This window comes from Halorubrum wangae (genome assembly GCF_051194135.1).
In the GTDB taxonomy this organism is placed as follows: Archaea; Halobacteriota; Halobacteria; order Halobacteriales; family Haloferacaceae; genus Halorubrum.
In genome coordinates this window covers 143979-164796 of sequence record NZ_JBLZNH010000001.1, presented here as the reverse complement: position 1 = coordinate 164796, position 20818 = coordinate 143979, and the positions used below count along the sequence as shown (strand labels likewise).

The 20818-nt window shown below is 68.1% G+C and carries 20 protein-coding genes; 9 read left to right on the top strand and 11 right to left on the bottom strand.

Annotated elements, in window-relative coordinates; translation table 11 throughout:
* Positions 1 to 64 precede the first annotated feature (64 nt).
* The 3 genes from dnaJ to ACNS84_RS00815 are packed head-to-tail and all read left to right on the top strand — an operon-like array spanning position 65 to position 2400.
* Entirely contained in the window at positions 65 to 1222 is a 1158-nt protein-coding gene (gene dnaJ / locus ACNS84_RS00825) for a molecular chaperone DnaJ (protein WP_435072958.1), read from the top strand.
* A 57-nt stretch (positions 1223 to 1279) separates the two neighbouring features.
* Positions 1280 to 1600 (top strand): cupin domain-containing protein, encoded by a 321-nt coding sequence (locus ACNS84_RS00820; protein WP_435072957.1) that lies wholly within the window; start codon positions 1280 to 1282, stop codon positions 1598 to 1600.
* A 59-nt stretch (positions 1601 to 1659) separates the two neighbouring features.
* The gene (locus ACNS84_RS00815; RefSeq protein ID WP_435072956.1) at positions 1660 to 2400 is read left to right on the top strand and encodes an acyl-CoA synthetase family protein; all 741 of its coding nucleotides are present in this window, start codon (positions 1660 to 1662) and stop codon (positions 2398 to 2400) included.
* 31 nt (positions 2401 to 2431) lie between these two features.
* Here ACNS84_RS00815 and ACNS84_RS00810 read toward each other — a convergent pair whose 3' ends face one another.
* The 5 genes from ACNS84_RS00810 to ACNS84_RS00790 are packed head-to-tail and all read right to left on the bottom strand — an operon-like array spanning position 2432 to position 8934.
* Positions 2432 to 3772: an ABC transporter ATP-binding protein gene (locus ACNS84_RS00810; RefSeq protein WP_435072955.1), complete on the bottom strand. Its 1341-nt coding sequence runs from the start codon at positions 3770 to 3772 to the stop codon at positions 2432 to 2434.
* On the bottom strand, positions 3765 to 4805 hold the full coding sequence (locus tag ACNS84_RS00805; protein WP_435072954.1) for an ABC transporter ATP-binding protein: 1041 nt from the start codon (positions 4803 to 4805) through the stop codon (positions 3765 to 3767). Before ACNS84_RS00805 ends, ACNS84_RS00810 begins: the two co-directional genes overlap by 8 nt.
* Positions 4805 to 5989, bottom strand: a complete 1185-nt coding sequence (locus ACNS84_RS00800; protein ID WP_435072953.1) for an ABC transporter permease — start codon at positions 5987 to 5989, stop codon at positions 4805 to 4807. The genes ACNS84_RS00805 and ACNS84_RS00800 overlap by 1 nt, the downstream gene beginning before the upstream one ends.
* Before the next feature lie 4 nt (positions 5990 to 5993).
* Entirely contained in the window at positions 5994 to 6968 is a 975-nt protein-coding gene (locus ACNS84_RS00795) for an ABC transporter permease (protein WP_435072952.1), read from the bottom strand.
* A gap of 31 nt (positions 6969 to 6999) precedes the next feature.
* On the bottom strand, positions 7000 to 8934 hold the full coding sequence (locus ACNS84_RS00790) for an ABC transporter substrate-binding protein (protein ID WP_435072951.1): 1935 nt from the start codon (positions 8932 to 8934) through the stop codon (positions 7000 to 7002).
* Between the two features lie 213 nt (positions 8935 to 9147).
* Between ACNS84_RS00790 and ACNS84_RS00785 the strand changes: the two genes are divergently transcribed.
* Complete coding sequence (locus ACNS84_RS00785; RefSeq protein WP_435072950.1) at positions 9148 to 9645, top strand: LabA-like NYN domain-containing protein; 498 nt, start codon at positions 9148 to 9150, stop codon at positions 9643 to 9645.
* 66 nt (positions 9646 to 9711) lie between these two features.
* On the opposite strand, the gene ACNS84_RS00780 is transcribed toward ACNS84_RS00785, so the two are convergent.
* From ACNS84_RS00780 to dapA, 6 genes are read right to left on the bottom strand one after another with little or no spacing between them, the layout of a single operon-like run.
* The gene (locus tag ACNS84_RS00780) at positions 9712 to 10923 is read right to left on the bottom strand and encodes a M20/M25/M40 family metallo-hydrolase (RefSeq protein ID WP_435072949.1); all 1212 of its coding nucleotides are present in this window, start codon (positions 10921 to 10923) and stop codon (positions 9712 to 9714) included.
* Positions 10920 to 11870 (bottom strand): diaminopimelate epimerase, encoded by a 951-nt coding sequence (gene dapF, locus ACNS84_RS00775; RefSeq protein WP_435072948.1) that lies wholly within the window; start codon positions 11868 to 11870, stop codon positions 10920 to 10922. Before dapF ends, ACNS84_RS00780 begins: the two co-directional genes overlap by 4 nt.
* Entirely contained in the window at positions 11867 to 13180 is a 1314-nt protein-coding gene (gene lysA / locus ACNS84_RS00770; RefSeq protein ID WP_435072947.1) for a diaminopimelate decarboxylase, read from the bottom strand. The genes dapF and lysA overlap by 4 nt, the downstream gene beginning before the upstream one ends.
* Entirely contained in the window at positions 13177 to 14016 is an 840-nt protein-coding gene (locus ACNS84_RS00765; protein ID WP_435072946.1) for a 2,3,4,5-tetrahydropyridine-2,6-dicarboxylate N-succinyltransferase, read from the bottom strand. Before ACNS84_RS00765 ends, lysA begins: the two co-directional genes overlap by 4 nt.
* Positions 14017 to 14073: 57 nt before the next feature.
* Entirely contained in the window at positions 14074 to 14859 is a 786-nt protein-coding gene (dapB, locus tag ACNS84_RS00760) for a 4-hydroxy-tetrahydrodipicolinate reductase (RefSeq protein WP_435072945.1), read from the bottom strand.
* On the bottom strand, positions 14856 to 15854 hold the full coding sequence (dapA, locus tag ACNS84_RS00755) for a 4-hydroxy-tetrahydrodipicolinate synthase (protein ID WP_435072944.1): 999 nt from the start codon (positions 15852 to 15854) through the stop codon (positions 14856 to 14858). Before dapA ends, dapB begins: the two co-directional genes overlap by 4 nt.
* Before the next feature lie 379 nt (positions 15855 to 16233).
* On the opposite strand from dapA, the gene ACNS84_RS00750 reads away from it, so the two are divergent.
* From ACNS84_RS00750 to sppA, 5 genes are all read left to right on the top strand, one after another.
* On the top strand, positions 16234 to 17130 hold the full coding sequence (locus ACNS84_RS00750) for an HD domain-containing protein (RefSeq protein WP_435072943.1): 897 nt from the start codon (positions 16234 to 16236) through the stop codon (positions 17128 to 17130).
* A gap of 57 nt (positions 17131 to 17187) precedes the next feature.
* Positions 17188 to 17694: a PUA domain-containing protein gene (locus ACNS84_RS00745; RefSeq protein WP_435072942.1), complete on the top strand. Its 507-nt coding sequence runs from the start codon at positions 17188 to 17190 to the stop codon at positions 17692 to 17694.
* Positions 17695 to 17735: 41 nt separating this feature from the next.
* A complete protein-coding gene (locus ACNS84_RS00740; protein ID WP_435072941.1) occupies positions 17736 to 18455 on the top strand; it encodes a 2,5-diamino-6-(ribosylamino)-4(3H)-pyrimidinone 5'-phosphate reductase in 720 nt (239 codons plus the stop codon).
* A 312-nt stretch (positions 18456 to 18767) separates the two neighbouring features.
* Positions 18768 to 19691 (top strand): coiled-coil protein, encoded by a 924-nt coding sequence (locus ACNS84_RS00735; RefSeq protein ID WP_435072940.1) that lies wholly within the window; start codon positions 18768 to 18770, stop codon positions 19689 to 19691.
* Between the two features lie 189 nt (positions 19692 to 19880).
* Positions 19881 to 20816, top strand: coding sequence for a signal peptide peptidase SppA (gene sppA / locus ACNS84_RS00730; RefSeq protein WP_435072939.1), 936 nt, complete (start codon positions 19881 to 19883; stop codon positions 20814 to 20816).
* Positions 20817 to 20818: the final 2 nt, after the last annotated feature.

The following is a 20818-nucleotide window of genomic DNA, read 5'->3' as shown; positions in this document are numbered from 1 at the left end:
TCGCCGCTTAGACGCGTCGCTTAACACGACCCAGCCACGAACGACCCAACAACGAACGTAACGCATGAGCGAAAATTTCTACGACGTCCTCGGCGTGTCACGGGACGCCAGCGAGGAGGAGATCAAAAAGGCGTACCGCAAGCAGGCCGCCGAACACCACCCCGACGTCAGCGACGACGACGACGCCGAGGAGCGGTTCAAGAATATACAGAAGGCCAAGGAGGTGCTCACCGACGAGGAGAAGCGCCGCCAGTACGACCAGCTCGGTCACGACCGCTTTACCGAGGCCGACAAGCGCGGCGCGACGGGCGGCGGCCCCGGCGGCGCGGGCGGGCCCTTCGGAGGCGCGGGCGGCGCAGGCGGCGCGGGCGGCTTCGAGGACATCTTCAACCAGTTCTTCGGCGGCGGTGGCGGGGGTCGCGGCGGCCCCGACAACCGACCGCGGCAGGGCCGGGACCTCCGCACCGGACTCACGATCGACCTCGAAGAGGCCTTCGAGGGAGCGACCAAAGAGGTCACGCTCACCCGACCGACCACCTGCGACACCTGCGACGGTGCGGGCCACCCGGCTGACGCCGACGTGGAGACCTGTCCGCAGTGTGACGGTCGCGGACAGGTCCAGCAGGTTCAACAGACGCCGCTCGGTCGGGTTCAGCAGACCTCGACGTGTCCCCGGTGCGAGGGCGAGGGAGAACTGTACAGCGAGGACTGCGCCGACTGCGGCGGCGACGGCGTCGTCCGAGAGGAGGCGACGCTCTCCGTGGAGATTCCGGCCGGGATTCGCTCCGGGCAGAGTCTCCGGATGGAGCGCGAGGGCGCCCCCGGCGAGAACGGCGGCCCCAACGGCGACCTGCTGATCGAGGTCGACGTCGACGTGGACGAGCGGTACGAGCGCGACGGCGACGAACTCCGCGTCAAGGAGGCGATATCCTTCCCGCAGGCCGTCTTCGGCGACACGATCGAGGTCGAGACGGTCGACGGCACCGTGGAGATGGACATCCCCGCCGGCACCCAGAGCGGCGAGACGTTCCGACTCAAAGGAAAGGGGATGCCTCGACTGCGACGGCGCGGCCGCGGCGACCTCTACGTGCAGGTCGGCGTCGTGATACCGGACTCGCTCAACGAGGAGCAGCGCGAGGCGCTGGAGGCGTTCGCCGAGGCCGGCGGCGAGGACATCGAAGTCGGCGGCGGCTTCTTCGAGCGACTGAAGAGCTCCTTCTAACGACGCCTGCGTTCCCCGACCCGTCGTTTTACCGGCCCGCGTCGCGTATCGTTGTTCATGGGCTACGACACCATCGCCTACGACGACGTCGAACCGCGCGCACCGGGGATGTACTTCCTCCGCGATGCGCTCAACTGCGAGAACCTCGGCGTGACCGTCGTGGAGGCCGACGCCGGCTGGGAGGGGATGGAACACGACCACGGCGACGCTGGTCACGAGGAGGTGTACGTGCTGCTCCAGGGCGGGGCGACGCTGACCGTCGACGGCGACGCGGTCGAACTCGCCCCCGGCGACGCCGTCCGGATCGATCCCGGCGTGACGCGCGACTTGGCGTTCACCGCCGACGGCTCGAAGATGATCATCGCCGGCGCGCCCTGACCTCGGCGCGCGATGGTCGACTCCTCGTTTTTAAGTCTCGGCCGCCCCGAGCCGCCGGTATGGATGTCGTCGGCGATCTGCTCGCGCGCGACCGCCGGAGTCGGGACGTCGCGCTCGTCACGCCCGACGGGCGCGAGCGCACGTACCGGGACCTGATCACCAACGGGTACAAGGCGGCGAACGTGCTCCGCTACCTCGGCGCGCGAGAGGGATCGACTGTCGCCGTCGATCCGGCACCCGGGTTCCACACGACGCTCGGGTTCCTCGGCGCGGCGGGACTGGGCGCGCCGGTCCGGTTCGACCCCGCAGCGGGGATCGAGCGCGGCGACCGTGTCGTGCTCGTCGACGTCGCCGACGAATCGACGACGGAGCCGGCGCCGGGCACCAGCCTCGCCGTGTTCGGCGGGCCGCCGGAGCGCCCCGAGACGACTCACTGGGAGCAGGAACTATGGAGCGAGAACCCCGGTATGCCGCCCAGTGCGGTGGGTCCGGACGACCCCGTTCTGCGCGGACCTGAATCGGATGGGCCAGACGGAGCCGGGGACATCTCCCATCGCTCACTCCTCGCTGCGGCCGAGTCGGTCGCCAACGAGCGGAACCTCGAACCGGGCGACAGGGTCGTCCTCCGCGGCGGCCTCGGGAACCCGCGAGCGCTGGCGGCCGGCGTCGTCGCGCCGCTCATGACCGGCGCGACCGCCGTGCTGGCGGGGGAGAGACCGGCGGACGGCGAACCGACCGTGACCGTCGAGAGAAACGACGGCGACCCGCGGCCCGTGTCGCTTCCGGCGATCGAGGACTGATAAATCGGACACCGCGAGCGAGAGCGTCCCGTCAGTCGTCGGCCGGGTTCGGCGGCGCCGGCTCCGCTCCCTCGTGGAGGAGACACGCCGACTCGTGGTCGGCGGCGTGGTTGGTTCGCTCCGGCGACGTCTCCTCGCAGGGCGTTATCACCCGCTTTGAGAGCGTCGCCGCCGCGCCCTCCAAGTCACCGTCCAACGCCTCGTCGAGCGCGCGGTCGAGAAGCGACTCGATATCGTCGGCGGACACCTCCGCCTCGAGGTCGAACTCCCGGCGAATCTGACCCTTCACCGCGTCCGAAGTGGCGTCCGCGTCGCTTCCGGTGCGGACGTTCTCTCGGATCTGTTCGACGTCCACGCTCTCGGCGGCGAGTGCGTCGCGGAGGTTCAACAGCCCCCGCCAGCGCTCCTGTTCGAGGGCGATGCCGTCCGGCTGGATCACCCTGTGACAGCGGGTGTGGAACCGACAGCCCGAGGGCGGGTTCGTCGGGCTGGGGACCGTCCCCGACAGCTCGATCCCCTCGGCTGGCGCGCGGGGATCCGGGGTCGGAATCGCCGAGAGCAGCGCCTCCGTGTACGGGTGCTGCGGGTCGGCGAAGATCCGCTCCGTCGGCCCGATCTCGACGATCTCGCCGAGGTACATGACGGCCACCCGGTCGCATATCTCCCTGATGACGGACATGTCGTGGCTGATGAACAGCAGCGAGAGGTCGAACTCCGCTTGGAGGTCCGAGATGAGGTCGAGGATCTCCGCCTGAATCGAGACGTCGAGCGCGGAGACTGGCTCGTCGGCGACGATGAGCTCCGGGTTCAACACCAGCGCACGCGCAAGCGCGATGCGCTGTTTCTGACCGCCGGAGAACTCGTGCGGGTACCGGTCGTAATCCTCCGGCGAGAGCCCGACGCGGTCGAGCAGATCCTCGACGATCGCCCGCCGTCGGTGACGGTCCGACATCCCGTGGATCTGGAGCATCTCCGCGACCGCGCTCCCGACCGACATCCGCGGGTCGAAGCTCGAGGAGGGGTCCTGGAAGATCATCTGCGCGTCGCGCCGGAACGCCTTCAGCTCGCGGTCGTCGAAGCGCGTCACGTCGTTTGGGTGCGTCCCGTCGGGGTTTCGAGTCGCACCGGCGCGCCCGCCGCCGTTGAAGATCACTTCGCCGCCCGTGGGGTCTTCCAGTCGGATGATGGAGGTCGCGGCGGTGGATTTCCCGCAACCGGACTCGCCGACGAGCCCGAGCGTCTCCCCGGGTGCGATGTCGAAGCTGATGCCGTCGACGGCGCGAGCGGCGCCGACCTGCCGGTTCAACAGCCCCTTCCGGATCGGGTAGTGCTTTTCGAGGTCCCGCACGGAGAGGAGCGGCTCCTCAGTCATCGGCGGTGCGCACCCCTTCCTCGTCTGCGTTCGCGTCCGAAGTCCCGCCACGGACGACCGAGTCGTCGCGGCCGGGGCGGTAGTGGACGCAGGAGGCGCGCTGTCCCGGGTTCACCTCGATCTCTTCCGGCTGGTCGCCGGTCACGCAGGCGTCGACCGCGTGCTCACAACGCGGGGCGAACCGGCACCCGTCCGGGGGGTCGAGGGGGTCGGGGAGCGTTCCGGGAATCCCTCCCTTCTTCCCGCCGATCTCGGGCAGGCAGTTGAGTAGCTGCTGGGTGTACGGGTGTGCGGGTCGCTCGAAGATGTCGAGGACGTCACCGCGCTCCATCACCTTGCCCGCGTACATCACGACGATGCGGTCGGCGATCTGGGCGACGACGCCCAGGTCGTGCGTGACGAAGAGAATCCCCATGTCGAACTCGTCTTGGAGGTCTTCGAGAAGCCGGAGGATCTGCGCCTGGACGGTCACGTCGAGCGCCGTCGTGGGTTCGTCGGCGATCAGCAGATCCGGGTCGCCGACGAGTGCCATCGCGATCATCACGCGCTGTTTCTGGCCGCCGGAGAACTCGTGGGGATAGTCGTCGAACCGCGAACTGGCGTTCGCGATCCCGACCTTATCCATCAGGTCTATCGCCTTCGCCCGCGCCTCCTCTTTGGAGACGTCGCGGTGGACCCGTAGCGCCTCGACGATCTGCCACCCGACGGTGTAACAGTGGTTCATCGCCTCCTGCGGGTTCTGGAAGATATGCGCGATCTCGTACCCGCGGATCTCGCGGAGCTCCGGCTCGCTCATCGCCAGCAGGTCGTGACCGTGGAACCGGACCGACCCCTCCACGTGGCCCGGCGGCTCCTTGATGATCCGCGTCACCGACTCCGTCGCGACCGTCTTTCCGGAGCCCGACTCGCCGACGATACAGACGGTCTCGCCCTCGTCGACCGAGAAGTCGATCCCGTCGACCGCCGTGAGCTCTCCGCTGTCGGTGCTGAACGTCGTCGTGAGGCCTTCGACCTCGAGCAGTGGGGCAGACATTATGCGCTCTCCGCCTCCGCTTCGGGGTTCAGGGCGTCCAGCAGCGCGTCGCCGATGAAGTTGAACGCCAGGATGGTCAAGAACAGCACGATACCGGGCGCGAGCACGATCCACGGGGCGAACGCGAGGTCGCTCCGACCGGCGGAGATCAGCTGTCCCCACGAGGGGACCGCCGAGTCACCGATCCCGAGGAACGCGAGCTGCGCCTCGGCGAGCAGGAAGCCGGGGATGAGCAGCGTGAGCTGCGTGATGATGCTGCTCGCCACGTTCGGAACGACGTGTTTCCGGACCACCCGGTACGTGCTCGCGCCGCTGATCCGGGTCGCCTTGATGAACTCCTCCTCGGAGACGGACAACGCCTTGCTGCGCACGTACCGCGCGGTGCCGCCCCACGCGAACGCGGAGAACACGAGGATGAACATCCCCAACCCGGCGCCGTAGATGTACAGGATGAGCAGGAACATCAGGAACGTCGGGAACGAGAGGATGATGTCGACGAACCGCATCATGACCTCGTCGACCCAGCCCCCCGCGTACGCGCTGACGGTGCCGAATGTGATGCCGATCGCCGCGACTATCGTCGTCGTGATGAAGGCGATCTGCATGCTTATCCTCATCCCGTAGACGATGCCGGCGAACACGTCTTTCCCGCCGCGAGTGGTCCCGAGCGGGTGCTGCCACGTCCCCTGACACCGCCCGTTCACCACGTCGCCGACGCAGGTCGCGACGTTCGCCTCGTTGATCGAGAGAAACACCGGCGGTTGGTGTCCGGTGAGGATGCTCTGTTCCGGCGCGTTGATCAGGAGCGGGCCGACGAGCCCGCCCACGAACACGACGCCCAGCCAGCCGAGGCTGACGACCGCGGGACGGTTCCGTCTGAACTCCTTCCAGTAGTACCGCGTCATCCGCGGGTGCTGGTACAGCGGCAAGAGCAGGTAGAAGAAGAACAGGAACAGCGTGAAGACGAAGGCGAAATCCAGCGGGTCGAGGTTCCTGCTGAGTCCGATCGCCTGGAAGGTCGCCTCGCGCTCGCCGACGAACTGATAGTCGTACAGCCAGAGGAGCGCCAGCGGGAGCGTCGCCACCAGCATCCCGATCGAGTTTATCGACAGGTCGAACCGTCCAGATTGGGAGAGTTCGCTCCAGTCGACACGGTCGAACTGCTCCGGTTTGTTCGTTGCCATTGTGTTATCTGTCGTCGTAGTTGATTCGCGGATCGAGCACGGTGAACACGAGGTCCTCCAGCAGGTTGCCGACGACGGCGACGAACGTGAACACGAGCGTCGACCCCAACACGAGGTTCGTGTCCTGCGAGATGAGCGCGTTGAACGTCAGTCTACCGAGCCCAGGGATGCCGAAGACGACCTCCACGAGCAGCGACGAACCGATGAACAGCGCCAACAGCTGGCCGACGAGCGTCGTCGACAGCGGCACCAGCGTCGGCCGCATCACGTGGTAGGCGTACGCGCGAAGCGGCGAGACGCCCTTCGCCTTCGCCGTCTTCATGAAGTCCGAGTTCTGGAACTCCGCGGATTCGTTGCGCGAGACGCGCATCGTCGCGCCGATGGAGCCCGTCACGAGGACGAACACCGGCATGATGAGTTGTCGCACGTTTTCGAGGCTGAACACCGGGACGCTGGTGTCGTACGAGATCGGTATCCACTCGAACCAGACCCCGAAGATCAACAGCAGGATGATCCCGAAGAAGAAGTTCGGGATCGCGTACCCGAAGAACGCGAACCCGGTCGCGACGTGGTCGCGCCAGCTGTACATGTTCGCGGCCGAGTAGACGCCGACGAGCGGCCCGAGGGTTATCGTGAGGACGGTCCACGGGATCGAGTACTGCGCGGTGTAGTAGAGCGCCTGGAGCAGCGCCTCGGTGACGGGCTGGCTACGGCTCTCCGACCAGCCCCAGTCGAGCGTGTAGACGCTCTGGATGAAGTCCATATACCGAACGGACAGCGGCTGGTTGAGGCCGCGTAGCTCGCGCTCGCGCTCGACCGCGGCCGCCGGATCGCCGCCCTGTAGTGCGGCCTGCGTCGCCGCTTCTCGGATCGCCGGGTTTGGCGCGGCCGCGAGCAGGAGGAACGTGACCGTGGTGATGATCAGCGAGACGACGACTGCCCACAGCACGCGTGCGCCGACGTACTTTCCGAATCCCATGATGATGACGTGGAGCTGTTATGGCGGGGTACTACTCGTATCTCCACGCCGGCAGGTTCCACCCGTTCGAGAAGTTCTCGATCGGACCTTCGAGCCCTTCACGGTAGCCGACCGTGCTGTCGGGGAACGCGAGCATGATGTACGGCTGTTCCTCCGCGAGGTTGGCGAACAGCTCGACGAGCGCGTCCGCCAGTTCCTCCTCGCTACTCGCCTGCTGCGCGTTGTCGAACAGCTCCTCCGCGTTGAAGCCGGGGTAGTAGCCGACCGGGTTGTAGAACGCGGTCGGCCCGTCGAAGAACGCGCTGTTGGTTAACGGGTTCCGCGGATAGGTGTTCAGGCCGAATACGATTTCCATGTCCCAGTCCTCGTTGGACGTGACGTTGCGCGGCCCGGGGTTCGTCGCGGTCGGGGCGGTCCACTCGACCTCCTCGCCGTTCACGGTGTCGACGAGCTCGTCGGGGACGTTGGTGACCTCGCCGTCCTCGTTCCGCTCGGGCGTCGGGAACTCGGTGGTGGTCCAGTACTCGTTGTTGAAGCGGGTGCCGTCGATGGCCTCGACGCTCACGTCGATTCCGAGGTTGTTGCCGAGCTCCTGCGCGATGAACTCGCCCATCAGCTGCTCGGTCTCCTGCCCGGCGCTGTGGTAGATACTCAGTTGAACCTGGTTGCCGTCGGGATCGACCATCGTTTGGCCGTCGAAGCCGTAGTCGTACTCCGACTGTCCGAAGGCCTCCTCCGCGAGGCCACGAGCGACCTCGCTCCCGTACTGGTCGCCGACGCCGAACTGCGGGATGTCCTCCTCCGGCGGGTAGAAGTTACTGAAGCGGGGCTGCCACGTGAAGTGCGTCTCCGCGAAATTTCGGAAGACGCCCTGAATCAGGCTCTGCTTGTCGATCGCGGCGGCCATCGCCTGCCGGAACTCCTTGTGTCGGAACATGTTTCCCGGGCCGGTCGTCCAGCCGTTATCCCGCATATTGAGCGAGATTTTCTCGTTGTACGGCTGCGGGATCCGGTTGACGTATATTTCGTCGTTGTTCCGGTACTCCTCGACGCGCTCCGGCGGGATGGCAGCGGAGTCCACCTCGCCCGTTTCCAGCGCGCCGAGCCGGGAGGCCTGCTCGCCGAGCACCTGTATCTCCGCGCCCTCGAAATACGGCACCTCGTTGAATACCTCGGGGAGGTCCTCGGCATCTTGCAGGTAGTAGTCGTCGTTGCGGCTGTACTGGGTGCCGCCGTCGCGCTGCCACTCGTCGAGCACGTACGGTCCGAGATTCCCCGCGAACTGCAGTTCGAGGAGCTCCTCGTTCTGCCGGAGGCCCTCGGTGTCCTGCTCCTCGACGAAGGGTTCGAGGAGCCCCTGCGGAATCGGGTACAGGAGCGGGTCGAAGCTCTCGGGCCAGAGGAGTTGCGGGCTCTCGAGGGTGGCCTGAAACCCGTACTCGCCGGTCTCCTCGACCGTGACGCCCTGCCAACTGGTCGTCGCCGCCGAGTTTGCCCAGCTGCTCTGGTGAATCTCCTGAATCAGGTAGACGAAGTCGCTCGCGGTCACCTCACCGTACGGGTCGCTAAACTGGAGCCCCTCGCGAATCTCGAACGTCCACACCTCGCCGTCTTCGGTGGACATGTCGTAGAGAAGCGGGACGTACTCGTTCTCCTCGTCGAACGTGTATCCCTGGTCGAGCGCGCGGGCGATAGCGTTCCCGGCGCCGTTCTCCGTGTTGTAGATCGGATTCAGCGTCGTGAAGGACGCCGACACCGCGGTCGAGTACGTCGACGTGTCGGTGCTGCTGTCGCCGCCGTCCATCCCGCCGGTGTCGTCCCCGTCGCTCCCATCGCCTCCGTCGCCCCCGTCGCCGCCAGAACACCCGGCGAGCGCTGTCGCGCCGCCGACGCCGAGCATGGAGAGCCATTGTCGACGTCCGAGACGCCGACCGTTGCTACCGCCGTCGTTTTTCCGCTGTGACATACCGACACACAATGAATGTACTCACTAAAAGCTTCAGATAGGTAGACGGAACGCGTATCGGGCCCCAATTCGGTTGGAGAACCGAGATAAACGCCCCACGCGAGTGGAGTTTATAAGCGAACGACCACGTCACGCCGTCGCCTGCCCGAGCGTGTCGGACCGACGTCGCTCGGGATCCCAAAGCCCCTAAGCCACGCCGGTGAACATCGGGGTATGACCGAGATTCACCCGCACCAGCGCGTCGCGGTGCTCGCCGACTCGCAGAACCTGTATCACTCCGCACAGAGCTTCTACTCGCAAAACATCGACTACTCCGGCTTGCTGGAGGCCGCGGTCAACGACCGGGCGCTGGTCCGCGCCATCGCGTACGTGATCCGCGCCGATTCGCCGGAGGAGGAGAGCTTCTTCGAGGCGCTCCGCGACATCGGCTTCGAGACGAAGATCAAGGAGATCAAGACGTTCGCCGACGGCTCGAAGAAAGCCGACTGGGACCTCGGGATGAGCCTCGACGCCGTCTCGCTCGCCAGTCACGTCGATACGGTCGTGCTCTGTACCGGCGATGGCGACTTCGCTCGACTCTGCTCGCACCTCCGCCACGAGGGCGTCCGCGTCGAGGCGATGGGGTTCGGCAACTCCGCCGCCGACGAACTGATCGAGGCCGCCGACGAGTTCGTCGACCTCGCCGAGGACGAAGAGACGTACCTCCTGTAAGCGCTCGTCGTCGCGAGCGGCGTCCGCCAGCGTTGCATATTCCGTTAGCACGACAGTAGCGCGACGTTAGTTCGACGTCTCCGCATCACCGAGCAGCGACGTCATCGACCGACGGACCACTTCGGCGGCGACCTCCACCTCGCGCACGCGAACGTACTCGCGCTCAGCGTGAGCGACCGCCCCCCCGTCGTCGGCGAGGTCGCCGGGACCGAACACGACCGTCGGCGCCGGCGCGAAGTACGACGCCTCCGTCGCCGCGCCGAACGGTCGGGCGGTCCCTCCGCGGTCGGCAGGCAGTCCGAGCGACGCGCCCGCCCTTCGGGCCGCGTCCGTGACCGTCGTCACCACCTCGTGGTCGGGGTCCGTCGAGAACGCCTCGAAGAAGGGCGACTCCCGGTCGGTCAGCGCGACGTCGACGCCGACGTCGTCGGGCGTGCGCGCCCGCACCGCGGCCGCGAGCGACGACCGGAAGCCCTCGGCGGTCTCCGGCGGGACGCTCCGCCGGTCGACCGTAATCGCGCAGTCGGCGGGCACCTGGTTCGTCGCCTCGCCGCCCTCGATGACCGTCGGCGTGAGTTTCGGCGGGCCGAGTTGCGGGTGTTCGTCGGCGTCGTCGTCGAACGTTCGGACCGCCGCGAGCGCGCCCTCGGCGGCCGCAATCGCGTTCGCACCGGCGAACTCCGCGGCGTGAGCGGCGACCCCCGACAGCTCGACGGTGCCCTGGAATCTCCCCTTCGCGGCGGTGCAGGCGTCGAGGCCGGTCGGCTCGCCGACCAGGAACAGGTCGCCGTCGAGCCGGTCTTCGGTCCCCGGCGAGCGACCGGTGAGCGCCGCCGCGCCGAGCGACAGCGTCTCCTCGTCGGGCGTGAGCGCGAGGGTGAGCCGGCCGTGTTCCGGGTCAGCGTCGAGGAATCCCGCTAGTAATGCCGCGAGCGGTCCCTTCGCGTCGCAGGCGCCCCGACCGCGGATCACGTCGGCGGGTGGCGCGCCGTCCGGCTCTGACCCAAGGCGCTCGTCCTCGCGGGCCTCGCCCCGCTCGAACGGGACGTGCGGCCTCACCGTGTCGAGATGGGTGTTCGCCACGAGGTGCGGCCCTGCCTCCGGCGCGGGCGAACGTTTCTCTGCGAGCACGCAGCCCCCGGCGACGGCCCGGCTCTCGACGTCGAACCGTCCCAGCGTCTCCACGACGAGGTCGCGCATCTCGTCGACTGACTCGTGAGAAGGCGTCTGTACGGCGCGTTCGAGGAAAGAGACGGGGTCGAACGACGGGGCGGTCATCGAGGGTCGGCGGGCAGCGTTCCGGAGAACTCATGGGCGACGGGGCCTGTCAGCGTCGCGTGGCCCGCATCGGGCACCGTGATCGCCAGCTCTCCGCCCGGCGGGCGACTCACGGCCGACTCGCCCTCGATCAGGCCGAGCCGACGCGCGGCGGCGACGATGGCGACCGCACCGGTGCCGCAGGAGAGCGTCTCGCCCTCGACGCCGCGCTCGAAGGTACGCTGGTCGAAAACGGCTGGCCCGTCGCCGCTTCCGTCGTCAACCATCGCGGCGAGGTTCACGTTCGCGCCGTCAGGGAAGACGTCGGCGTTGCGGACCGGCGGGGCGACGGCGTCGAGGTCGACCGTGTCGATGCCATCAGGGGCGTCGCGGCCGCCGTCGACGAACGCGACCGCGTGCGGGACGCCCGTGTTCACGGCCGTGACGGTCAGTCCAGCGACCGGTTCGTCGATCAGCGGTTCGTCGCGGGCGACCGGGACCCAGCGCGGGTCGAACGTCGGCTCGCCCATCTCGATGGTCGCCGCGGTCGCGTCCGCGTTCACCGAGGCGCGTCGCGTGCCGGCCTGCGTGTCGATCATAAACTCGTTGTCGCCGGTTTGCTCGTGGGCCCACAGGGCGACGACGCGAGCGCCGTTCCCGCACATCGTCGCGGTCGAGCCGTCGGGCTGGACGAGCGTCATCACGACGCGGGTCGGGGCAAACCGCTTCTCGATACTTAAAAAGAGGACGCCGTCGGCGCCGCGTCGACCGGTCTGTCCGTCGTGTTCGGTTCCGCTGTCGCGCTCGGTGTCGGCGTCGAACTCGGTCCCGTCGGCGCCCGTCTCGCGGTCGCAGTGCGCTCGCGCGAACGCCGCGCGGTCGCCGACGTTCTGTTCGCTTGCGTCGACGACGAGGAAGTCGTTGCCCGTGCCGTGGTACTTCTCGACCGGAACGGCGTGGGTGCTCATCGGTCTCCCCCCGTCGGTCCGGCCGGTGTCTCCGCCTCCCGTTCGACCGTCGTCAGGTCCGCTAGCGTCTCGCGGCGTCGAACGACCGTCGCTGTCCCGTCGTCGAGCGCGACCTCCGCCGGCCGCGGTCGTGAGTTGTATTGGCTCGCCATTTCGTATCCGTAGGCGCCCGCAATGCCGACCGCGAGGAGGTCCCCGCGTGCCGGGTCGGCGAGCGCTCGGTTCCTACACAGTGTATCGCCGGTCTCACAGATAGGTCCGGCGACCGTGACAGGGGTTGCCTGCCGCTCGTCGGGGGACAGCGCGTCGGCCGCGCCGCCGAGATTCAGAATCGGGTGGTACGCGTCGTACATCGCCGGCCGCAGCAGGTCGGTCATCCCGGCGTCGACGCCAACGACGCGCTCCTCCGGCGTCTGCTTCACCGTGTTCACCCGCGTCAGGAGGACGCCCGCGTCAGCGACGACATACCGACCGGGCTCGATCGCGAGGTCGACGCCGGCGGGCAGCGGCGCGACGGCCTCGCGGGTCGCAGCCGCGACCGCCGAGAGGTCGAGTGGCGGCTCGTCCTCCTCGTAGGGAACACCGAAGCCACCGCCGACGTCGACGTATTCGAGGTCGAGCGGGACGGCGTCGTCGCCGTCCGGGTCGGTCAGCTCCCGGACCAGATCGCCCATCCGCGCAACCATCTCGCGGTGGCTGTCCAGTTGCTCCGGGTCGATGCCGGAGCCGGCGTGGGCGTGAATCCCGACCACGTCGAAGCGTTCGGTGGCCTCGCGAGCGACCGCCGCGGCGCGGTCGGACGGGATCCCGAACTTCGCCGCACCGCCGGTCCGGACCTTCTCGTGGTGGCCGGCACCCACGCCGGGATTCACCCGGACGCAGACGCGGCCGTCGTAGCCGCGCTCGGCGAGCCGATCGAAGGTGTCGACCGCGCCGACCGTCACCGTGAGGGCTGGCTCCGCCTCGGCGACGCCGCCGACGTAGTCGAGGTCGCGGGCCGGCGGGTTGACCGCGGTGTAGTGGAGTCGATCACCGCCGAAGCCGGCTGCGAGCGCGCGGTCGAGCTCACCAGCCGAGGCGCACTCGGCGTCGAGCCCCGCCTCGCGGACCGCCCGCAGCACGGCCTGCCCCGTGTGAGCCTTCACGGCGTATCTGACGTCGGCGTCGGGGAACGCGCCGCGCAGGCGCTCGCAGTTCTCGCGCACCCGGTCGAGGTCCTGGACGTATAGCGGGGTGTCGTGCTCGGCCGCAAGCGCGGCGAGTCCGTCGGCATTCCAGTCGCTCACGCGTCGGATCGAGGGGCCGCTCATTCGCGGAGGGCGTCCTCGCGCCGCGTCGCCTCCAAGGTGTCCTCCTCGACGTGAGTCGCGACCACGGCCGGCTTGTACGCGCCGCCGTCGAACAGTTCGTGGTCGCCCACGGACGACTCCACCATCCGGGTGAACGCCCGGCGGTTGGCCGGGAGGTGGCCGTAGATGACCTCTTCGTCCACGAGGTCGTAGACCGGGATACGCGGCGTCAGGAGGGTGTTTTCGCCGACGATGCTGTTCTCGCCGACGCGGAAGCCCGAGGTGACCCGGCAGCCGGCGCCGAGGGAGACGCCGTCCTCGACGACGACGGGCGCGTCTTCGACGGGTTCGAGGACGCCGCCGATCAGCGTGTTGGCGCCGAGCTTGACGTTCTCGCCGAGCTGTGCGCAGGAACCGACCGTGTCACAGGAGTCGACGAGGGTGCCGTCGCCGACGTATGCGCCCATGTTGACGAACGAGGGGCTCATCATGATGCAGTCGCTCCCGAGGTAGGCGCCGCGGCGGATGACGGTGCCGTCGGGGGTGTTGCGCGTGCCGCGCTCGGCGAGGTCGGCGGTGTCGCGCAGCGGGAGCACGTCGTAGTAGGTGACGCCGCCGTGCTCGCGGGGCTCCGTCTCGCGCAGGCCGAAGTTCAGGAGGATACCCCGCTTGACCCACTCGTTGGCCTCCCACGTGGTCACGTCGTCGCCGGTCTTCTCGGCGGCGCGGACCTCGCCGGCCTCCAGCGCGGAGAGGAACGTTTCGAGGACCTCGGCGTCCTCGCTCGTCGCGTCGGCGGCGGTGAGTCCCTCCTGATAGCGGTCCCACAGATCGGATACGTCAGATTCGAGCGTCATTTCGTTGTGTTTGGATGAGTGTCGGTATTTATTCGTCGATACACAGGGATTCCCAAGTCAGTCACCGCCGGCGTCCAGCACGTCGTCGAAGCCGTACCGGCCGGGGTCGCGGCCGGCGAGCCACGCGGCCGCATCGAGGGCACCCTCGGCGAACACCCCGCGGTCGCCGGCGCGGTGCGTGAGCGAGAGCGTCTCGCGGTTCCCGGCGAGGAGCACCTCGTGTTCGCCGGTGACGTCGCCCGCACGCCGGGCATGGACCCCGATTTCGCCGGCCTCGCGCGGCGCGTCGCCCTCGCGGCCGTGGACGCGCCGGTCGAGGTCGTCGCGAACCGACTCCACGTCGTCAAGGATCGACTTCGCGGTGCCGGAGGGAGCGTCGCGCTTCCCGTTGTGGTGCGTCTCGGTTAGCTCCACGTCGTAGCCGGGGAGCGCGGCCGCGGCCTCGCGGACCGCGCGGCGGAGCGCGGCGACGCCCCGTGCGAAGTTCGACGCCTTGAGCACCGGTACCGCGTCGCTCGCAGCTTGGAGGTCATCGAGTTGGGCGTCGTCGAAGCCCGTGGTTCCGGTAACCAAGGGGACGCCCGCGTCGACGCAGGCCGCGGCGTACGCGACCGCCGACTCGGGACCGGTGAAGTCGACGAGGACGTCGGGCGACTCGGCCGCGAGCAGTTCGCCGAGGCGGTCAGCGTCGGCGACCTCGACGCCCGCGACGGGCTCGGTCGCGGTGCGGTTGACCGCGACGGTGACGGCAACGCCCTCGCGGTCGGCGGCGGCCTCGATCACCTCGCGGCCCATCCGGCCGCCTGCACCGGTGACGGCGACGGAGAGCGGCTCGCCGCTCATTCCGCGCCTCCCGTCGACAGCTCACTCGCCTCCGGATCGACGGTTCCGGGCACGCCCTCGTCGTACTCGGCCAGCAGGTCGCGCAGGGACGCGCGACGCTCCTCGGAGAGCCGCGAGAGCGGCGAACGCACGAACGGCTCGCCCCGGCCGCGGATGTGCATCGCCTCCTTCACCGGGATGGGGTTGGTCTCGGCGAACAGTTCGCGAACGAGCGGCGAGAGCTCGTGGTGGAGCGCGCGGGCGCGGTCGTAGTCGCCAGAGAGTGCGGCGCCGACCATCGCGCAGGAGCGCTCCGGCTCGACGTTGGCGACGACGCTGATGGTGCCGGTGCCGCCGATTGAGAGCACCGGAAGCGTGAGGCCGTCGTCGCCGGAGAGCACGGAGAACGTCTCGTCGCGGGTGCGCTCTATCACCTCGCTGATGAGGTTGAGGTCGCCGGAGGCCGCCTTGTACCCCTGGATGTTCGGGTGTTGCGCGAGTTCGACGGTGACGTCGACGGGGATCGACTGGCCGGTCCTGCTCGGGACGTTGTAGACGATCTGCGGGATGTCGACGGCGTCGGCGATGGTCCGGTAGTGGTTCAGGAAGCCCTGCGGCTCCGGCTTGTTGTAGTACGGGGAGATGAGGAGGATGCCGTCGGCACCCGCGTCGGCGGCGCGCTCGGAGAGCGAGAGCGCCTCAGCGGTGTTGTTCGAGCCCGTGCCAGCGATAACCGGGATGTCGTCGAGCGCGTCGCGGACCGTCTCGATTACGTCGATGTGCTCGTCGTGGGTCATCGTCGCCGACTCGCCGGTCGAGCCGACGGGGACGACGCCGTCGACCCCCGCGCGCTCGAGGTAGCGGGCGTTGTCGGCCAACTGCGCGTGGTCGACCTCGTCGTCGTCGGTGAAGGGGGTCGTCATGGCGGGATACACCCCCTCGAAGGGTTCGTCGGTCTGTTCTCGGTTCGCGGCGTCTCTCGGTCCGTAGGGCGTCGTTGTCGTGGTGTCTGTCATTGGTGGTTGATCGGGGTGCGTCGTCGGTCAGCGGACGGTGCGCGCGAGTCGAGGGTCGTCCGGGACGGGGTCGCCACTCCCGCCGACGGACGGATCACGCGCGTTTTTTCGAGAAAAGTCGCGTCGCTGGCGGCAGCAGCGGGCCGCGTCGGGACGCGAAGCGGTTCACACCTGTAATGGGACCTTCCGTCGCTTATAGATTTTGTCTCGGGTCGAAACTGCCAGCGAGAGCGGGACGCGGACCCCGTCGGCACCAGACGACCCCCGAGACGCGGACCGTGACGGCCGTCGGTGAGGTTGCGACGGCGACGGAGACGGTGTCGCCGGCAGCGGCTCGGAGCACGCCTTTTTAACTGACCGAGGCGTCTTCACCGATCTCATGAGCGATCCTGCAGAGTCACCGACCGATCCCACCGAATCCGACCCGACCGACGGGGACGCGCCGCCCGAAGTCGACCTCGAAGCGGACACCGACGCCGACCGCCACGAGTACGATCCGGACGCCGAACACACATTCCCGGACGGCCGGCTCAACGAGGTCCTCGAGCGGATCGAGTCGGACGAGGAGATCACCACGTATCTGGAGGCCCAGAACGTCAACCCCGTGGACCGGAAGGGGTACAACGATCACGGCGCGAAACACGTCGAGATCGTCAGAGACCGAGCGCTCCGGCTGTACGACCTGCTGAAAGCGGGGGGCGTCGAGTTTAACGGCGCTCGCCAACAGGGGCTCGACGAGGCCGACGAGCCGGTGATCATCGCGCTCGCGGCGACGCTCCACGACATCGGACACGTCGTCCACCGCCACGACCACCCGTACTACTCGATCCCGCTCGCCGCCGACCTCCTCGACCGCTTCCTGCCCTTGCTGTACGACGTCGCCGAGCAGGTTCGGGTGAAGGCGGAGGTCCTCCACGCAATCCTCTGTCACCACACCGAGGAGCAGCCGCTCACGCTGGAAGCCGGGGTCGTCCGGATCGCCGACGGACTCGACATGGAGCGCGGGCGGTCGCGGGTCCCCTACGAGGAGGGCGGCCGCGGGATCAACACCGTCTCCTCACAGGCGATCGAGCGCGTCTCGCTCCAGAAGGGGGAAAAGACGCCCGTGCAGATCGTGATACGGATGAACAACGCCGCGGGCGTCTACCAGGTCGACTCGCTGCTGAAGGCGAAGATCGAGGGCTCGATGCTGGAGGACCGGATTCGGACGATCGCGATCAACACCCACAACAACGGCGACGGGTCGGACTCGATCGTGGACCGGGTCGAGCTCTGACTGGCGGGCACCGACGCCGTTCGTAACGGCTTTGCGCGTGGCCGGGACAGTGCGGGTATGACCGACGCCGACGCCCTCGCGGACCTGCGGACCGGCGCCGACTACCAGTTCGGCGCCGGGGCGGGCCGCGCCCTGTTTCCCCCCGACGAACCGCTGACCCTCCGCCGGTCGAGCGGCGGCCGCCCGCGGCAGGTGATCGTCGGGGACGTGGACGACACCCCCGGCAGCTCAGAGGGTGATCGCCTCGTCTCGTACGGCACCGACGGGCGCTTCACACTCGGCGTGGCCGGCGGCCGGCGGCTGCGCGAGGCGTTCGCCGCGCCGCTGCACCGGGTCGTCGTCGGCGAGGAGAGCGAACCGTTCGTCCGCGAGGGGCGCAACGCCTTCGCGAAGTTCGTGACCGCGGCCGACGACGGGATCCGCCCCGGCGATGAGGTGCTCGTCGTCAACGAGGCCGACACGCTGTTCGCGGTCGGTCGCGCGGAGCTCTCGGGCGCGGAGGCCGAGGCGTTCGCGAGCGGCGTCGCGGTCAAGGTGCGAAACGGCGTCGGCGACGCGGAGTAGCCGACCGAAACGATCATTCCTCGCCCGCGAGAGACACGGGTATGCACGTCGTCGTCAACGCCGCCCAGAGCGTCGACGGGAAACTCGCCACGCGGCGTCGAGAGCAACTTCGCATTTCGGGACCGGAGGACTTCGACCGGGTCGACCGCGTCAGGGCCGCCGCGGACGCGGTGCTGGTGGGCGTCGGAACGGTGCTCGCCGACGACCCGCACCTCACGCTCGACGAGGAGGACCGCCGCGTCCAGCGCCTGCGGAACGGACGCCCCGGACACCCCGCGCGCGTCGTCGTCGACTCGAAAGGGAGGACGCCGACCGACGCCCGGATCCTCGACGACGCGGCGACGACGTACCTGCTCGTCTCGGACGCGACCACCGAGGCGCGCCGCCGGGAATTGACCGCGGCCGGCGCGGAGGTCATTGTCGCCGGTAGCGGAGCGGGACGTGAGAACGACGCGGGAGGTGACGGCGAAGCGAACGGGCGCGTCGACCTCGCGGCGGGGTTCGACGAACTGGCCGACCGCGGCGTCGAGCGCCTGATGGTCGAGGGGGGCGGCGAGGTCATCTACTCGTGTTTCGCGGCCGGGGTCGTCGACGAGCTCCACGTCTACGTGGGGTCGATGGTTATCGGCGGCCGCGACGCGCCGACACTCGCCGACGGCGAGGGGTTCACGGAGGAGTTCCCCCGACTCGAACTCGTCGACACGGAGCGGCTCGACGACGGGATCGTGCTCTCGTATGAGGTTCTCGGCGACGCATCATAGCGCGACACTCGTCAGAGTATCTCCCGCACGGACCCCTCGGAATGACGGGTAACGAATGGGTGACGAAGACGGTTCATAAATAGCGAGAGGTGTGTGACCGTTCAGCACGGATCGGCGGGTATACGGCCCCTGCTACCGGGTTACGCCCGAATCACCGAAGTATTTATATGTCGGCCTGTGATAGGATCTGGTACCAGAACGCCTCCGGCGCTGGTGGGATCGCACGCTGAAATGAACGGGAGCTCTTGTGAACGGCCCAACGCACGACAGCGAGCGACTGCTACCCCCGGAGCGGTGATGGAGAGATAAAAAATGGTAACGAAAGACGAAGTCATCGAGCAGTACGAGATCGAACCGATGGACGAAGCGGACAATGTGGACCTTTCCGAGGACGACCTCGAGAACGGGTCGAAAGGACAGCTCATCAAGCGAGCCGGTCAGCTACGAGACCGACGCAACGAGCTGAACCAGATGGCCTCCGAGCGCGCCTCCAAGCGCGACGACCTCAACGCGAAGACGCGCGAGAAGGTCGACGAGGCCCAGGAACACCGCGAGAAGCGCGACGAGCTCAACGAGCAGGTTCAAGAGCACAAGGACAAGCGGAACGAGCTCAACGCCGACGCCAACGAGCTGTTCGACGAGGTCGAGGACCTCAAACAGGACATGGAGCTCGGCTCCGGCAAGTCCATCGAGGAGCTCAAAGAGGAGATCGAAGACCTCGAGTTCCGACAGCAGACCGAGGTGCTCGACGCGGAAGACGAGCGAGAGCTTATCGAGAAGATCGACGAGAAGCGCGAGAACCTCGCCGAGAAGAAGGAGAAGGTCGACGACACCAGCGAGCTCGACGAACTGGTCGAGGAGGCCGAGGAGGTCCGGTCCGAGGCGTCCCAGCACCACCAGAAGGTGACGGAGCTCGCGGACAAGGCCCAGGAGCACCACAACCAGATGATCGAGGCCTACCGCGAGGCCGACGACATCCGCGACGAGGCCGACGAGATGCACGAGCTGTTCGTCGAGGCCCAGGAGGCCGCCGACCAGCACCACGAGGACTTCGTGCGCGTCCAGAAGCGCCTGCGCGAGCTCGACAAGGAAGAGGAGCGCGAGCGCAAGGACGAGCGTGCCGAGAAGCGCGAGGAGGAGAAGGAGGAGGCCGAGGAGATCTACCAGAAGTTCAAGGAGGGCGAGACGCTCGACACCGAGGACCTGATGAAGCTCCAGAAGACCGGTCTGCTGTAGATCGGTTACCGATTTTTCCGGAGGCGCATTTTTATACGACCGACACAGCGACGGCGCCACGACCCTGGATCGACGAGCGCGGGACGTGAACCGGTGCCAACCGCCGACCCTCAGGTCAGCGTATCGACGGACGTCGACGCCGATCCCCGCAGCGATAGCATATAAACCGCCAGACCTCCAATCGGCCCTATGGAAAGCGATACGCGGTCGAACGGGCGAACCCTCCTCGCGGCTGCCGTGGTCGGCGCGACGGCGACGGTGGCGGGGCGACGGATCGTCTCGCGGCTCACCCGCGGACGATTCGGCGAGAGCGAGGAGTACAACGTCGCGAAGGTACGGGTCTCCGGACCGATTCGGCGGAACAGCGGTCGACCCTCGCCGCTGACGGGACCCGGAGGCACGACGGCCGACGCCATCGTCGAGCAGATCGAGGCGGCGGACGAGGACGAGAACGTCGACGCGCTCCTCGTCGAACTCAACACGCCGGGCGGCGAGGTGCTCCCGAGCGACGACATCCGTCGGGCGGCCGTCGAGTTCGACGGCCCGACGGTCGCGCACGCGACCGACACCTGCGCGTCCGGTGGCTACTGGATCGCGAGCGGCTGTGACGAACTGTGGGCGCACGACGCGAGCCTCGTCGGTTCGATCGGCGTCGTCGGCTCCCGACCGAACGCGGCAGGGCTCGCCGACAAGCTCGGGATCACCTACGAGCAGTTCACCGCCGGCGAGTACAAGGACGCCGGCGTCCCGCTCCGCGAGGTCGAGGAGGATGAGCGAGAGTATCTTCAGGGAATAATCGACGGCTACTACGAGCAGTTCGTCGAGACCGTCAGCGAGGGGCGCGACATGGACCCGGCGGCCATCCGAGAGACGGAGGCGCGGGTGTACCTCGGCACCGACGCGCTCGAGATCGGTCTCGTCGACGAGCTCGGTACCGAAGATGACGTCGAAGAGCGGCTCGCAACGCTGATCGACGCTGAGCCGGAGATTCGCGAGTTCACGCCCGAGCGGGGGCTCGCGGAGCGGCTCGGCCTCGGGGCGGAGCGCGTCGCGTTCGCCGCCGGCAACGGGGTCGCGAGCGTGTTCTCGAACGAGGGCGGCGACGTGGACGTCGAGCTTCGGTAGGC